Consider the following 15327-nt stretch of genomic DNA (forward strand, 5'->3'; position numbering starts at 1 on the left):
AACCGTCTCCCGTACCCCCTCCCGGGCGGCCCCCGGAGCGGCCCCGCGCGGGGCTGCCCACCCGGCAGCCGTCGGCCCAACAGCAGCCCGCCCGACCGGCTCCCACTCGACGGCCGCCCGCCCGACCGGCTCCCGCTGCCGACCCCGGACAGCCGGGCACACCGCACCGGCCGCCGGACGACCGACGCCCGGACGACCGGTCCCCGGGCGGCGGTCATGAGCGCCGCCGGAGCGGACACCCGTGTGTCCGTCGACATCGGCGGCACCTTCACGGACCTGGTGGTCGAACGGGACGGTGAGCTGCGGCTGTTCAAGTCGCCGACCGTGCCCGACGATCCGGTACGCGGCATCCTGAACGTCCTCGCCACGGCGGCGGACGCGGACGGCGTACCGCTGGAGCGGTTCCTGGCGGGTGTGGGGACGTTCGTCCACGCCACGACCCGGGGCCTGAACGCGGTGCTCACCGGGACCACCGCGAAGACCGCGTTCCTGACGACGGAGGGCCACCCCGATGTCCTGCTGCTCCGGGAGGGCGGCAGGCCGGACCCCTTCGACTTCACGGTCCCCTTCCCCGAGCCGTATGTGCCGCGCTCGCTCACGTTCGAGGTGCCGGAGCGCATCACCGCGACGGGCGAGGTCCTGCGCCCGCTCGACCACGACGGTCTGGAGCGGGTGTGCGACCGGCTGGCCGCCGAGGAGGTGGAGGCCGTCGCGGTCTGCCTGCTGTGGGCGACGGTCAACCCGGCGCACGAGCTGGCGGTGGCCGAGGTGCTGCGGCGGAGGCTGCCCGGAGTTCCGTACACGCTCTCGCACGCCCTGAACCCCTCGCTGCGCGAGTACCGGCGGGCGTCGTCGGCGGCGATCGACGCCTCGCTGAAGCCGCTCATGTCGGTGTACACCGAGGGTCTGACCGGGCGGCTGCGCGGGGCGGGGCTCACCGGGCGGATTCTGATGGTCACCTCGATCGGCGGGGTGATGGACGTACGGGACGCGGCCGAGAAGCCGGTACTGACCATCAACTCCGGGCCGTCGATGGCCCCGGTCGCCGGCCGGGCGTACGCCGCCGCCGATCTGGGCGCGGGGACGGTGATCGTCGCGGACGCGGGCGGGACGACGTACGACGTGACGCTGGTCCGCGACGGCGAGATCCCGGCCACCCGGTCGGCCTGGGTCGGGGGTGAGATCACCGGGCATATGACCGGGCTGCCGTCGATCGACGTCAAGAGCGTGGGCGCGGGCGGCGGCAGCATCGCCTGGGTGGACCCGGGCGGGCTGCTGCACGTCGGGCCGATGAGCGCGGGTTCGGTGCCGGGACCGGCGTGTTACGGACGCGGGGGCACCCGGGCCACGGTGACGGACGCCGCGCTGGTGCTCGGCTATCTCGACCCGGAGGGCTTCTCCAGCGGGGCGATGGTGCTGGAGAAGGACGCGGCGCTCGCGGCGATCACCGCCGATGTGGCCCGGCCGCTGGGCATCGATCCGGTGGCCGCCGCCCACGCCGTACTGGAACTCACCACCGAGCACATGGTCCGCGCCATCGAGGAGATCACCCTCCAGCAGGGGATCGACCCCTCCCGGGCGGTCCTGGTCGGCGGGGGCGGTGCCGCCGGGCTGAACGCCGCGGCGGTCGCGCAGCGGCTGGGCTGCCGCAGGCTGGTGGTCCCGGCGGTGGGCGCCGCGCTGGCCGCGTCCGGGGCGCTGATGTCCGATCTGCGGGCGGTGTACACGGCGACCGTGCCTGCGGTGACGAGCGCGTTCGAGGCGGAGCGGGTGAACGAGGCCCTGGCCGGACTGCTCGTGCGGTGCGAGGAGTTCGCCGGGCACGTCGGCGCGGATACGGCGGACATGACCGTCACCCTCTTCGCGGAGGCACGCTATCCGCAGCAGATCTGGGAGCTGGTGGTGCCGCTGCGCGGCCGGTCGTTCCGGACCCCGGCCGATGTCATGGACTTCGAGGCGGACTTCCACGCCGTGCACCAGCGGATCCTCGGCATCACGGACGAGCAGTCGCCGGTGGAGGTGGTCAGCTGGGGGGCGAGGGCCCGGGTGCCGCTCGCCGGCCGTACGGGGGTGCTGACCGCCCGGCCCGGGGAGAGCGCGCGGGCCGGGGTACGGCGGGCGTATGTGCCCGGCCGGGGCATGACGGACGTCCCGGTACGGCCGCTGGCGACGCTCGCCCCGGGCGAGGTGCTGCACGGGCCCGTACTGATCGAGTCGCCCTTCACCACGGTGGTCGTCGCCGACGCCGGGACATGCGGGCTCAGCGACTCGGGATCCCTCGTCGTCGATCCGGCGAAGGAGGCCACACAGCGGACGGACCCGATGAAGTCGACGAAGCCGACAGACCCGACGGACCCGATGCAGTCGCCGGAGCCGACGGACCCGATGAAGTCGACGAAGCCGACGGAGGCAGCGAAGGCAGCGAAGGCAGCCGCAGCGGAGAAGAGTCCGGACGGCGAGGCCGGGGGCACCGGCCGTGGAGAGGAAGGACGGCTGCGATGACCACGGCCGAGGACAGCACGGAGACCACCGTACGGAACGGCGGAGGCCACAACGGCGGCGGAGGCGGGAGCGCCAACACAAGCAGCGGCAGGCGGGACGGCGGCGGAACGGGGGCCCCGGGCGGGGTCCGGGACGGGGCCCGGCTCGCGGTTCTCGCCCACCGCTTCGAGGCCATCGTCCGGCGGATGTCCAACACCCTGGCCCGCAGCGGCCGTTCGGGGGTCCTCAACACCGCGCGGGACTTCTCCTGCTGTGTACTGACCGCCGACGGCGGGGTGCTGATGACCGGTCAGAGCCCGCCGATCCATGTGATGGGCGGCCCCGACCTCCAGGCGCGCTCGCTCCTGGAGTTCCACCCCGAACTGCGCGCGGGGGACGCCTTCCTGCACAACTCGCCGTACCACGGAAACACCCACGCGGCCGACCACTCCATTCTGGTCCCGGTGGTGGACGACGCCGGTGTGCACCGGTTCACCGTGCTGGCCAAGGCCCACCAGGCGGACTGCGGCAACTCCGTACCGACGACGTACATGGCGAGCGCCCGCGATGTGTACGAGGAGGGCGCGCTGATCTTCCCCGTCGTACGGGTCCAGGAGGACTACGCCGACCGCGCGGACATCCTGCGCATGTGCGAGATGCGCATCCGCGTACCGCACCAGTGGCGCGGCGACTATCTCGCCGTCCTGGGCAGTGCCCGGATCGGGGAGCGGGCGCTGCTGCGGCTCGCCGAGGAGGTCGGCTGGGACACACTCGACTCCTTCGCCCGCGACTGGCTCGACTACGGCGAGTCCCGGATGGCGGCGGCGGTCTCCGGACTCCCGGCGGGCGAAGCGACCGTGACGACCCGGCACGATCCTTTCCCGGGGGTGCCCAACGGGGTGCCGATCCGGGCGCGCGTCCGGATCGAGCCCGGGGACGGCATGATCGACATCGATCTGAGGGACAACCCCGACTGTGTGCCCAGCGGGCTGAACCTCAGCGAGGCGGCCTCCCGCACGGCCGCGCTGATCGGGGTGTTCAACAGCATCGACCACACGGTTCCGCACAATCAGGGGAGCTTCCGCCGGGTCCGTGTCCACCTCCGGGAGAACTGTGTGGTGGGTGTCCCCCGCCATCCGGTGAGCTGTTCGGTGGCGACGACCAATCTGGCCAACCGGCTCGGGAACATCGTGCAGCGCGCGTTCGCCGAGATCGGCGACGGCATCGGGATGGCCGAGGTCGGCACCGGGATGTCGCCGTCGGAGGCCGTGGTCTCGGGCGTCGACCGGCGCGGCGGCGGTGCCGAGCCGTTCGTCAACCAGATCTTCACCGGTACGAACGGGGGCGCGGCCGGTCCCCTCGGCGACGGCTGGCTGACGATGGACGACCTCGGCAGCGGGGGCACACTGCTGCTGGACAGCGTGGAGATCGACGAGCTGAAGCAGCCCCTCGTGATCCACGAGCGCCGGCTCGCCCCGGACTCGGAGGGCGCGGGGCACCACCGGGGCGCGCCAGGTCTGCACGTCGAGTACGGGCCGGTCGACGGCGCGCTGGAGGCGGTGTACGCGAACGACGGGTCCGTGAACCCGATGAGCGGCGCCCGGGGAGGGCTCGCGGGAGAGCGCTCGGCGCAGTATCTGCGGGACAGCGCCGGAGGGCTCACCGCGCTCGACATCTGCGGCCCTGTCCGTGTGGAGGAGGGCGAGCGGCTGGTGGCCCGCACCAGCGGCGGCGGTGGATACGGGGAGCCGGGCACGCGTGACCCCCGGGCGGTGGCCCGGGATGTGCGCGAGGGCTGGATCAGCGCGGAGCGCGCCCGGCGGATCTACCGGGTGGTGGTGGACGGCCGGGGCGAGGTGGATCCGGCGGCGACCGCCCGTATCCGCGCCGGGAACGCGGAGCCGGACGCGGATACCGCCCCGGACACCGCCACCGCCACCGCCACCGCCCCGGACACCGCCACCGCCACGGCTGTCGACGCAGCCGTGCGGGCGGCGGCCACGGCTGCCGATGCCGGTACGGCCGTGCGGGCGGCGGGTACGGATACGGCCGCACGGGACCCGGACGCGGACACGGATAGGGATGGGGGCAGCGCGCCGGCCGGAGAGCCGGAGCCCGTGCCGGAGGCTCACCCGGGCCCCGGGGGCGGGCTCTGACACGGACTCGGTTCCGCGCCGGGAACGGCTCCGGGAGCAGCCCTTTACGGACGGCCCCGGACCTGCGGCCGGGGCCAGGACCGGCGTCAGGACCCCGGGACCGGACCGATACCGGGCCCCGGGACCAGGACCGGGCCCCGGTACGGCCACCGGCCGGGTCCACCCCGTCCGCCACCGTCCGCCCCCGCCCTCCCGAGCACCGCCCCCGATCACCGACACCTACGGAAGGCACCGTATGACCCAGCCCAACCGGGACTCCGGCACGCACACCGGCGACGCCCAGCAGACGACGCCACCCGCCACGCACGAAAACCCAGGCGGCTCCCACAGCTCCGGCAGCTCACAGCAGCCCCTGGACCGCGCCCGGCTCACCGCGCTGCTCGCCGAGGAGCGGCGGAGCTACCAGCAGCGCAACCCCCGTTCCCGTACCGCCCATGAGAAGGCAGGTCATCTCCTCGGCGGGGTGCCGATGACCTGGATGGCGAAGAGCGCGGCCGGGTTCCCGCTCTATCTGGAACGCGCCGCCGGAGCCCGGGTGACCGACCTCGACGGCCATGAACTGATCGACTTCTGTCTCGGCGACACCGGCGCGATGGCCGGACACTCCCCCGCGCCGACCGTCGCGGCGGTCGCCCGGCGGTACGGCGAACTCGGCGGCGCGACGACGATGATGCCCACCGAGGACGCCGCCGTGGTCGCCGGGGAACTGGCCCACCGTTTCGGCGCGTCCCGCTGGAGCTTCGCCCTCAGCGCGACCGACGCCAACCGGTGGGCGCTGCGGCTGGCCCGCGCGTTCACGGGCCGGTCCCGGATCCTGGTCAACAGCTACAGCTACCACGGCAGTGTGGACGAGTCGTTCATCGTCACCGGGCCCGACGGCCCGCGCTCGCGGCCCGGCAATGTGGGAGCGCCGGTCGATCCCACCGTCACCAGCCGGGTCGTCGAGTTCAACGATCTGGACGGGCTGGAGCGGGAGCTGTCGTACGGCGATGTCGCGGCCGTCCTGATGGAACCGGCCCTCACCAATATGGGCATCGTGCTGCCCCTGCCGGGCTATCTCGACGGGGTGCGCGAACTCACGCGCGCCGCCGGGGCGCTGCTCGTCAACGACGAGACCCACACCATCTCGGCCGGGCCCGGCGGCTGTACGGGGGCCTGGGGGCTCGCACCCGACATCGTGACCGTGGGCAAGGCCATCGGGGGCGGTATCCCCATCGGCGCCTACGGACTGAGCGAGCCGCTCGCCGAGGAGCTGTGGGCCCGGCCCGATCTGGACCTGGTCGACACGGGCGGTGTCGGCGGCACCCTCGCGGGCAACGCGCTCTCGCTCGCCGCCGCGCGGGCCACCCTGACCGAGGTGCTCACCCCGGCCGCGTACGCGCATATGACCGCGCTCGCCACCACGTACACGGCAGGGGTGGAGCGGATCGTCCAGGACCACGGTCTGCCGTGGTCGGTGGTCCGGCTCGGCGCCCGTGCCGAGTACCGCTTCGCGGCCCCGGCGCCGCTGAACGGCACCTCGTCCCAGGCGGCCACCGATGCCGAACTGGAGGACTATCTGCATCTCTTCCTGATCAACCGCGGGGTGCTGCTGACGCCGTTCCACAACATGGCGCTGATGTGCCCGCAGACGTCCGCCGCCGACGTGGAGACCCATCTGTCGCTCCTCGACGCCGCGGTGCGCGCCCTGGTCGCCTGACCACCTCCGGCGCTCCGGCGGTCCGACGCCCCACGGGCGGGCGGACCGCCGGGAAGGCCGAAGGCCCACCCACGACCACAGAGCCAAGGCATGGAATCCACTTCCGCATCCCCGTCCGTACCGCCCGGCCCGTCCCATCGCGCGATCATGAGGATTCTCGCCGGCCTGCTGCTCGCGCTGTTCTCCTCCGTCCTCAGCACGATGATCGTCACCAACGCCCTGCCCGCGATCCTGAGCGATCTCGGCGGGAGCCAGGCGCAGTACGCCTGGGTGGTGGCCGCCTCCCTGCTCACGATGACCGTGAGCACTCCCCTGTGGGGGCGCCTGTCCGACCGGTACAGCAAGCGGCTGCTCGTACAGTTCGCGCTGGTGATCTTCGTCACCGGTTCGGCGGGTGCGGCGCTCGCGCAGTCCATGGGGACGCTCATCGCGATGCGGGCGGTCCAGGGAGTCGCCATGGGCGGTCTGATGGCCACCAGCCAGGCGGTCATCGCCACCCTGGTCTCGCCCCGGGAACGGGGGCGCTACTCCGGATACATCGGCGCCGTCCTCGCCGCGGCCACGGTGTGCGGTCCGCTCGTCGGAGGCGTCATCGTGGACACACCGTGGCTCGGCTGGCGCTGGTGCTTCCTCGTCGTGGTGCCGTTCTCGGTGGTCAGCCTGGTGGTTCTGCAACGCCATCTGCGGCTGCCCGCGGGGCCCGTGCGCGAGATACGGGCGGACTGGACGGGCGCGGCCCTGATCGCCCTGACCGCCTCGCTCCCGCTGATCTGGGTGACCTTCGCGGGGGACGCGTTCGCCTGGACGTCCTGGCAGAGCGCCGCGCTGCTGGGGGGCGCGCTCGCCGCCGGGGCGGTGACCGTACGCGTGGAACGGCGTCACCCCGACCCGGTCGTCGCGCGGTCCGCCTTCCAGGACCGCAACACCCGGCTGGTCGTGCTCGGCAGCATCTCCGTCGGCGTGGTCATGTTCAGCGTGATCCTGTTCCTGAGCCAGTACTTCCAGCTGGCGCTGGACCGTTCGCCGACCGCCGCCGGGCTGCTGGGCATGCCGATGATGGCCGGAACGCTCGTGGGCACCCTGGGCTCGGGGAGCCTGATCACCCGGTCGGGGCGGTGGAAGGTGTTTCTGGCCGGCGGTTCGTTCCTGCTGTCCGCCGGGCTGGCGCTGCTCGGTCTGCCGGCGCTGACGGGGACGGGACCGCTGCCGCTCGGGGTCGTACTCCCGGCGACCGTCCTGGTCGGACTCGGTATCGGCGCGGTCATGCAGAACTACGTCCTCGTCGCCCAGAACTCCGTCGACGCCGACCGGGTGGGCGCGGCCGGAGCGACGGTCACCTTCTTCCGTTCGCTGTCCGGCGCCATCGGTGTCTCGCTGCTGGGCGCCGTCGTCACCCACCGGGTGGGCGGTCCCGGCGGTACGGCGGGGGCGGCGCCGGGTCAGGACGGCGCACCGGACCCGGGGGCGCTCTCCCCCGCCCTGACGGCGGCGGAACGGCTCGCCTACGCGGACGCCATCGCCCTGGTGTTCCTGGTGTCCGCGGTGGTCTCCCTGCTGAGCCTCGCGATGTCCCTGGCCGTCCGTGAGATCCCCCTGCGCACCACGGTCCGCAAGGAGCAGCAGGGGCAAGGGCAGGATCAGGAGCAGAGACAGAAGTCGGGGCAGGAGCAGGGCGCCGTGCCGGACGGGCCAGGCGTCCCGGAGGGGCAGGCCGTCCCGGAGCGCGGCCGGGAACGGCAGGGGTACGAGGAGGACCCGGAGGCGCGGCAGGGGCGGGAGCGGGAGGCCGGGCGGGAGGCGCGGCAGTCCCGGGAGGCGCCCTCGGCACCCCACCCGGGCGGCGAACCGGACCACTGATCCGGACCACTGATCCGGATCACCCTTGCCGACCGCAGAACCGGGTCACTGACTCCGACCGCTGATCTGGGCCGCTGACCCAGGCCGCAGACCCCGACCGCCGATCCGGGCCACTCACCCCGACCACACTGCCCCCGATCACTGATCCGGATTTGCCCGCCCCGCCGTCGGCCGACGCGGCCGGGCGGGTGTCGGGCCGCTCAGACGCTCAGTCGTCCTTCCCCCTGCGCGAAGTCGTCCAGGCCCGGCGCCTGCCCGCTCCGAAGTCCCGGTCGGCCTGGTCGTCGAGCGCCTCCTCGATCGCCTCCACCTGGAGAGCCCGCAGGGCGCTCAGGGCCCCCGACGACTCGCCGAGCACCTCGGTGATGCGCTCGACGAGCAGCACCTCCGCCCGGCGGAGGCTTCCCTCCCCGTGCTCGGTGATGGAGAAGAGCACCCCGCGTCCGTCACCCGCCGTATCACTGCGCTCGATGAGACCGGCCCGCACCATCCCATTGGTGAGCGCCGACACCGCGGGCCTGCTCACCGCGGTGTAGCGGGCGATCTCGTACGCCCGCTGCTCACCGCTCACCGCGCTGTTGAGCGCCCGGTACTGGGCCAGGGTCAGCCCGGCCTCCTCACACGCCTGCTGGGCGATGCGCGCGAGCCGGATCACGGCTCTCATCGAGCCGAGCAGCTCGGTGTCCGGACTCTTGTCCATGTGTTTCTCCAGGCCCCCAGTCGCCCCCGCCGCCGGTCTCTCGCGGCGGGCCCGGCGTGTGCTGTTCCCACGCTTTCGAACCCCACTCCCCGGAACATCACCCTAGTCCGTCCCGTCCACCGCGCCCAGAGCGCCATTGGGGTGTCAGTCCGGCCAGGACACCGGGTCCGGGGTGCGCAGGAGGTAGGACCACGGACATGACGATCCGAGCGATCACGGCCCTGCGGGACTTACGCCGGTGGGCCCTGGGCCATGCCGCCCTGCTGCTGTTCTGTTCGCTGGCCGCCCATGTGCTGACCGTGGCCGTCACCCGCCCCGACATACTGGATCTGCGGGTGTACTGGACCGCCGCCCCCCAGGTGCTGAGCGGCCAGCTGTACGACTTCCGGCTGTTCACGAGCGGGGCGTTCCCGGCGCTGCCGTTCACCTATCCGCCCTTCGCGGCGCTGCTCCTCCTTCCCGTTTCGGCCCTGCCCTGGGTGGTGGCGGCCTGTCTGTGGCAGGCGGTCTCGGTGGGGGCGCTCGCGGTGATCGTCGGCTGCGCGGGCAGGCTGCTGCCCGGCGGGGGGCTCGGCCGGCAGCGGATCATGCTGTGGGTGGGCGGGGCACTGTGGCTGGAGCCCGTACGCCACACGCTCGATCTGGGGCAGGTCAATCTGGTCCTCGGCGCGCTGGTCCTGTGGGGGCTGACGGCGGCGCGTGAGCCGGTGAGCCGGGGGGCCGCCGTCGGGGTGGCGGCGGGGGTGAAGCTGACGCCCGCCGTCAGCGGCGCGTATCTGCTGCTCACCCGGCAGTGGCGGGCGGCCGCCTGGGCGGTCGCGGTCTTTCTGGGGACGGTGGCGCTGGCGTGGGCGCTCACCGCGCGGGAGTCCTCCCGTTACTGGCGTACGCTCATCGCCGACCCGGACCGCATCGGCCGGGTCTCCTCCGTACTGAACCAGTCCCTCAGAGGAGCGCTCAGCCGGTCGCTCGGGCAGGACGTCGGCTTCGGGCCGGTGTGGCTGGCGGCGGCTCTCGCACTGGCCGCGCTCGCCGGGTGGGCCCTGTGGGCGGCGGCCCGGCGGCGGGATCCGCTGGCCGTGCTGGTGACGGTGCAGCTCACAGGGCTGGTGCTGTGCCCGATCTCATGGAGCCATCACTGGGTGTGGTTTCTGCCGGCCATGATCTGGCTGGCGCACGGGCCCGGCCGGCGGAGCCTGCCGAGCCGGACGGCGCTCGGGGCGTGGGCGGTGGTGACGGCCGCCCGGGTCGTACCGCGGCTGACCCGGCTCCAGGAGGGCCTCGCGGGCGGGAGCGCGGTGGTGGCCGGGGGCGGGTTTCCCGCGCACCTGGCGCTGCTGGGGTGGGTGTACGTCCTCTGTTCCGTGCTGACGCTGCTGGCGGTCGGCGCGGCCGCCCCGCCGGAGCAGGCACCGGTCCCGGCAGAGCCCCGGGCCCCGGGCCCTCCCTCCGGCGGAATCGATCTCACCTGGACATGACCCCGCGCGCGGAACCGAGCCCTGGAAACCGCCATGAGACCCCGGGTGTACACCCACATACGCCTGCGCCCGCGTCACATATGAGCCCGCGCGCACTTGAACTCAAGCACGCTTGAGGTCCTACGGTCGCCGGATGGACTACTCACACGACGACGCCGGGCTGGTACGCCAGCCCATCGGCTACTGGAGCTGGGCCGCCCATGACGCGGTCGTCTCCCACATCCGGGCCGAACTCGCCGGGTTCGGGCTCAGCCAGCCCCAGTGGTGGGTGCTCAGCCAACTCGCCGATTCGCCCGGAGGCCGGGACCGCACCGAGCTGGCCGGGTTCCTCCAGGGCTATCTGGGCGCCGGAGCCACGGCCATCGGCGATGAGATCGACACCCTCCTCGGCCGGGACCTCGTCGTCCTCGGCCCCGACGGGCTGCTGCGCAACACCGCCTCCGGCGCGGAGCTTCAGGCGAGGGCCGCGGAGCGCCAGCCGGCCGTGCGCGCCAGGATCCACGACGGCATCGAGGACGAGGAGTACGTCCGTACCCTCAAGGTCCTCCAGCGGATGATCCACAATGCGGGCGGCCGGGCCTGGCACCACTGACCGCGCACGGCCCCCGCCTCACCGGGCCGCCCCATGAATGACGAGCCCCAGGACGGCGAACCGACCGCCCCGGGAGGCTCACGGAGTCCTCACGTGCTGCCGAGCGACAGCTTGACCGCGAAGCCGAGGAAGAGGGCGCCCACCGCCGAGGTCGCTCCCGCCGACAGCCGCCTGCGACGGCGGAAGGCGGCGGCGAGATGGGTGCCGGTGAAGATCAGCAGGCTCAGATACAGGAAACTCGCCAGCTGGGCGAAGAGTCCGAGCACCGTGAAGGAGAGCGCGGGGTAGGGGTACGCGGGGTCCACGAACTGCACGAAGAAGGCGACGAAGAACAGAATCGCCTTCGGGTTGACCAGACAGATCAGGAACGCCTTGCGGAACGGCCGCTCGTCGGCCCCCGGAGCGCCCACCGTGCCGGCGCCGGATGTGCTTACGGAGCCGGGGGCGGAAGTGCCCACGAGCCCGGAGGCGGAAGCGCTCACGGAACCGGAGGCGGCGACGCCGTCCGCGGGCTGCCCCGGGTCCGGCTCGCGCCGGGCGCGCCACATCCCCCACGCCGCCCGCAGCATCCCGATCGCCAGCCAGCTCAGATAGCCCGCGCCCGCGAACTTCACGATCCCGAACAGCAGGTCGTTCGTCTGGAGCAGCGAGGCGACACCGGCGGCCGACAGCACCATCAGCACCGTGTCCCCGCAGAACACTCCGGCGGCGGCCCGGTATCCCCCGCGCACCCCGAGGCGGGCCGCCACCGAGACCACGTACAGGGAATTGGGTCCCGGCAGCAGAATGATCAGCACCATTCCGGCCAGATAGGCCGGCAGATCGGTTACACCCAGCATGAGGCGGAGTGTCGCACACGGGTCCGACACCGGGCTTCTGCATTCCGGCGGGAGAGACGGGCCGGGGGAAGGCCACGGAAGGCGGGGAGACCGGAAGACGTCCGCCGGACCGGGGAAAGCCAGGGCAGGGCGGAGGAGCCCGGAAGGCGTCCGCCGGAACGGGGAAGGCCCGGACCGGGGAAGGCCGAAGCAGGGCGGAGAAGGCCGAAGCAGGGCGGAGAAGGCTCAGAACACGTCCGCCGGCAGGTGGGTACCCCATACAGCCCGCAGCGCGTCGCACACCTCCCCCACCGTCGCACGCGCCCGCAGGGCGTCCTTCATCGGGTAGAGGACATTGTCCGTGCCCTCCGCCGCCGCCGTGAGCGCGGCCAGGGCCGTGTCCACCGCCCGCTGGTCCCGCTCCGCCCGCAGCCGGGCCAGCCGCTCCCCCTGGCGCGTCTCGATCGCCGGGTCGACGCGCAGGGGTTCGTACGGCTCCTCCTCGTCGAGCGTGAAGCGGTTGACGCCGACGACGACCCGTTCGCCGCTGTCGGTCTCCTGCGCGACGCGGTAGGCGCTGCGTTCGATCTCGTTCTTCTGGAAGCCGTGCTCGATCGCGCTGACCGCCCCGCCGAGGTCCTCCACCCGCCGCATCAGGACGAGCGCCGCCTCCTCGACGTCGTCCGTCATCCGCTCGACGGCGTACGAACCGGCGAAGGGGTCGACGGTGGCGGTCACATCCGTCTCGTACGCCAGCACCTGCTGGGTGCGCAGCGCCAGCCGGGCGGACTTGTCGGTCGGAAGGGCGATCGCCTCGTCGAAGGAGTTGGTGTGCAGGGACTGGGTGCCGCCGAGTACGGCCGCGAGACCCTGGACCGCCACCCGTACGAGATTCACCTCGGGCTGCTGCGCGGTCAGCTGGACGCCCGCGGTCTGGGTGTGGAAGCGCAGCATCAGCGACTTGGGGTCGCGCGCCCCGAACTCCTCGCGCATCACGCGCGCCCAGATCCGCCGCGCCGCCCGGAACTTGGCGACCTCCTCCAGGATCGTCGTACGGGAGACGAAGAAGAAGGACAGCCGGGGCGCGAGGTCGTCGACCGCCATGCCCGCCGCGATGGCCGTACGGACGTACTCGATGCCGTTGGCGAGGGTGAAGGCGATCTCCTGCGCGGGCGAGGCCCCGGCCTCCGCCATGTGGTAGCCGGAGATGGAGATGCTGTTCCACCGGGGCATCTCGTCCCGGCAGTAGCGGAAGCTGTCGGCGACCAGCCGCAGTGAGGGCGCCGGCGGAAAGATATAGGTACCGCGGGCGATGTACTCCTTGAGGATGTCGTTCTGGACCGTGCCCGTGAGATGGGTCGCGAGGACGCCCTGCTCCTCGGCGACCAGCTGGTAGAGCAGGAGCAGCAGGGCGGCGGGGGCGTTGATCGTCATCGAGGTGGAGACCTGGTCCAGCGGGATTCCGCCGAACAGGACCCGCATGTCGTCGAGGGAGTCGATGGCGACCCCGACCTTGCCGACCTCGCCGTGCGCGAGAGGGGCGTCGGAGTCGTGCCCCATCTGGGTGGGCAGGTCGAAGGCGACGGACAGGCCCGTGGTCCCTTGGGCGATCAGCTGCCGGTAGCGGGCATGGGACTCGGCTGCCGTGCCGAAGCCCGCGTACTGGCGCATCGTCCAGGGACGGCCGGTGTACATGGAGGGGTAGACACCGCGGGTATAGGGGTACCCACCGGGCTCACCCAGCTTCTCGGCCGGGTCCCAGCCCTCCAGCGCCTCCGGTCCGTAGACCGGTTCGATGGGCAGTCCCGACTCGGACTCACGCGCCGGCATCTCTCCGCCTCCCGTCTCGGACGCCGAGCCGCCCGGAGCGGCTCACAGATGTCGTTTTCACAACTTCTTCCCCATCATGCGCGGGAATGCGCAACCAAGCAGGGCTTCAGTCCCTCTGTTTCAGCAGAGGGACACACAGGGGGATGAGGATCTTGATCACCACCGAAGCCCAGGAAACGGTCATGGCGCCCGAATCGGATGGAACGGGCGGAAGGCCCGGCGTCCGGGTCCGGCGCGGCTCCGCCGTCGTGGGCCGTGCGCTCGCGGCGGCCGTCGTGCTCGCCGTGACCGCCGGCTGCTCCGCTGGCACCGCCGACCGGCCGTCCACGGCAGTCGAGGCCGAGCCCGGTGGCGAGGCCACGACCGAGGGCACGGCGCGGGAAACGGCGACACCGACGGGATCGCCCGAGCCGGCCGGGACGCCGACGACCGCCGAGCCCTCCGGCGAGACCTCCTCGTCCCCCTCGGCCACGGCCACCCCCGCCCCGGCCGCGGTCCTGATGGAACAGGGCTCCCGGGGCGAGCGGGTGCGCGAGCTCCAGGCCAGGCTCGCGCAGATCGGGTGGTTCGACGACACCCCGACGGGGACGTACGGACAGATCACGGTCGCCGCGGTCAAGGGCTTCCAGGGCAAGCGCGGGCTCACCGCGACGGGGCGGACGGACACCGTCACCTGGGAGCGGCTGCTCGGCATGACCAAGCGGCCGACCAAGGACGAGCTGGCCGGAAGGACCGTCAACAAGCCGTCCGTGAAGCTCGATCCGCGCTGTCTGAACGGCCGGGTGATGTGCATCAGCAAGACCACGCGCACACTGTCGTGGGTCGTCGACGGCACGGTGAAATCGACGATGGACGTCCGCTTCGGGTCGCAGTACACCCCGACCCGGGAGGGCGTCTTCAATGTGTTCATGAAGTCGAGGGACCATGTCTCGACGCTCTACGACACCCCGATGCCGTACGCCATGTTCTTCAGCGGCGGCCAGGCGGTGCACTACTCGGCGGACTTCGCGGCCAACGGCTACAAGGGTGCCTCGCACGGCTGTGTGAACGTCCGGGACCGGGGTGCCGTGGCGTCCCTCTTCGACCAGGTCCGCAACGGCGACAAGGTCGTCGTCCACTGGTGAGGACCGTTACCCACGGGGCCGGTTCAGCGGGCCTCTCGGGGTGGTGGTGAGAAGGGCGCGGGCGGGACCGGGGGAACGTGTCCCGCCCGCGCCATGTGCGCCCAGCCGTAGGTACGGGGGGAACCCCGGCTCCTGGCGCTGCCGATGACCAGTCGGCTCACTCTCTACTGCGCCGAACGGCCCAGAAACGTCACACCCCCTGATTCTTCAAAAGAAACAGCAGGTCAGAGCGCTGCCCCTGGCCATCCCCCCGCTGGACCACTCAGCCCCGAACCCCCAGGGCCCCCTCACCCAACCGACGCGGGACACCCACCGGCCCGTCCGGGGACACCCACCCAGCCCGTCCGGCGCTTGAGGACGAACGCTACGCCCGGGGGCAGGACACCCGGCAAGAGGCCGAGGCCGGAGAAGCTAGCCCAGCCCGTCCGGCGCTTGAGGACAAACCCCGCACCCGGAGACGGGCAACTCGGCAAGGGGCCGGGGCCCGAGAACCCAACCCCAGCCCGTCCGGCGCTTGAGGACGAACGCTACGCCCGGGGGCAGGACACCCGGCAAGAGGCCGAGGCCGGAGAAGCTAGCCCAGCCCGTCCGG

At 72.6% G+C, this 15327-nt stretch carries 10 protein-coding genes; 7 read left to right on the forward strand and 3 right to left on the reverse strand.

Translation table 11 applies throughout. The annotated features are described in order from the left end of the window. The first annotated feature begins 216 nt into the window (after positions 1–216). The 4 genes from ACIBCM_RS20945 to ACIBCM_RS20960 all read left to right on the forward strand — a co-directional run bounded on the left by ACIBCM_RS20945 (position 217) and on the right by ACIBCM_RS20960 (position 8193). Positions 217–2502 carry a hydantoinase/oxoprolinase family protein gene (locus ACIBCM_RS20945; protein WP_399245270.1) on the forward strand — a complete coding sequence of 762 codons (2286 nt, stop codon included), beginning with the start codon at positions 217–219 and terminating at the stop codon, positions 2500–2502. Continuing rightward, on the forward strand, positions 2499–4637 hold the full coding sequence (locus ACIBCM_RS20950) for a hydantoinase B/oxoprolinase family protein (RefSeq protein WP_399245272.1): 2139 nt from the start codon (positions 2499–2501) through the stop codon (positions 4635–4637). Before ACIBCM_RS20945 ends, ACIBCM_RS20950 begins: the two co-directional genes overlap by 4 nt. A 235-nt stretch (positions 4638–4872) precedes the next feature. Then, positions 4873–6336, forward strand: coding sequence for a transaminase (locus ACIBCM_RS20955; RefSeq protein ID WP_399245273.1), 1464 nt, complete (start codon positions 4873–4875; stop codon positions 6334–6336). A 147-nt stretch (positions 6337–6483) separates the two neighbouring features. Next, positions 6484–8193 carry an MFS transporter gene (locus ACIBCM_RS20960; RefSeq protein ID WP_399245275.1) on the forward strand — a complete coding sequence of 570 codons (1710 nt, stop codon included), beginning with the start codon at positions 6484–6486 and terminating at the stop codon, positions 8191–8193. A 208-nt stretch (positions 8194–8401) separates the two neighbouring features. Here the strand turns inward: ACIBCM_RS20960 and ACIBCM_RS20965 are convergent, their stop codons facing one another. Next, positions 8402–8893: a MarR family winged helix-turn-helix transcriptional regulator gene (locus ACIBCM_RS20965; RefSeq protein ID WP_399245277.1), complete on the reverse strand. Its 492-nt coding sequence runs from the start codon at positions 8891–8893 to the stop codon at positions 8402–8404. A 197-nt stretch (positions 8894–9090) separates the two neighbouring features. Here ACIBCM_RS20965 and ACIBCM_RS20970 point away from each other — a divergent pair, with 197 nt between their 5' ends. Together ACIBCM_RS20970 and ACIBCM_RS20975 are read left to right on the forward strand one after the other, a co-directional pair. Continuing rightward, positions 9091–10371: a glycosyltransferase 87 family protein gene (locus ACIBCM_RS20970; RefSeq protein ID WP_399245279.1), complete on the forward strand. Its 1281-nt coding sequence runs from the start codon at positions 9091–9093 to the stop codon at positions 10369–10371. A 133-nt stretch (positions 10372–10504) separates the two neighbouring features. Further along, complete coding sequence (locus ACIBCM_RS20975) at positions 10505–10963, forward strand: MarR family winged helix-turn-helix transcriptional regulator (RefSeq protein WP_399245281.1); 459 nt, start codon at positions 10505–10507, stop codon at positions 10961–10963. An 89-nt stretch (positions 10964–11052) separates the two neighbouring features. Here the strand turns inward: ACIBCM_RS20975 and leuE are convergent, their stop codons facing one another. Both leuE and ACIBCM_RS20985 read right to left on the reverse strand, forming a co-directional pair. Then, complete coding sequence (gene leuE / locus ACIBCM_RS20980; protein ID WP_399245283.1) at positions 11053–11802, reverse strand: leucine efflux protein LeuE; 750 nt, start codon at positions 11800–11802, stop codon at positions 11053–11055. Positions 11803–12027: 225 nt separating this feature from the next. Further along, complete coding sequence (locus tag ACIBCM_RS20985) at positions 12028–13611, reverse strand: methylmalonyl-CoA mutase (protein WP_399245285.1); 1584 nt, start codon at positions 13609–13611, stop codon at positions 12028–12030. Between the two features lie 143 nt (positions 13612–13754). On the opposite strand from ACIBCM_RS20985, the gene ACIBCM_RS20990 reads away from it, so the two are divergent. Beyond that, complete coding sequence (locus ACIBCM_RS20990) at positions 13755–14735, forward strand: peptidoglycan-binding protein (protein WP_399245287.1); 981 nt, start codon at positions 13755–13757, stop codon at positions 14733–14735. Positions 14736–15327 lie beyond the last annotated feature (592 nt).

This window comes from Streptomyces sp. NPDC051018 (assembly GCF_044456085.1).
Lineage (GTDB): Bacteria > Actinomycetota > Actinomycetes > Streptomycetales > Streptomycetaceae > Streptomyces.

Bases quoted from the DNA above. Each gene is read 5' to 3' on its own strand.
- ACIBCM_RS20975 (WP_399245281.1), top strand. From the start codon at position 10,505: ATGGACTACTCACACGACGACGCCGGGCTGGTACGCCAGCCCATCGGC.
- ACIBCM_RS20985 (WP_399245285.1), bottom strand. From the start codon at position 13,611: ATGCCGGCGCGTGAGTCCGAGTCGGGACTGCCCATCGAACCGGTCTAC.
- ACIBCM_RS20970 (WP_399245279.1), top strand. From the start codon at position 9,091: ATGACGATCCGAGCGATCACGGCCCTGCGGGACTTACGCCGGTGGGCC.
- ACIBCM_RS20990 (WP_399245287.1), top strand. From the start codon at position 13,755: ATGAGGATCTTGATCACCACCGAAGCCCAGGAAACGGTCATGGCGCCC.
- ACIBCM_RS20960 (WP_399245275.1), top strand. From the start codon at position 6,484: ATGAGGATTCTCGCCGGCCTGCTGCTCGCGCTGTTCTCCTCCGTCCTC.
- ACIBCM_RS20945 (WP_399245270.1), top strand. From the start codon at position 217: ATGAGCGCCGCCGGAGCGGACACCCGTGTGTCCGTCGACATCGGCGGC.
- ACIBCM_RS20950 (WP_399245272.1), top strand. From the start codon at position 2,499: ATGACCACGGCCGAGGACAGCACGGAGACCACCGTACGGAACGGCGGA.
- ACIBCM_RS20965 (WP_399245277.1), bottom strand. From the start codon at position 8,893: ATGGACAAGAGTCCGGACACCGAGCTGCTCGGCTCGATGAGAGCCGTG.
- leuE (WP_399245283.1), bottom strand. From the start codon at position 11,802: ATGCTGGGTGTAACCGATCTGCCGGCCTATCTGGCCGGAATGGTGCTG.
- ACIBCM_RS20955 (WP_399245273.1), top strand. From the start codon at position 4,873: ATGACCCAGCCCAACCGGGACTCCGGCACGCACACCGGCGACGCCCAG.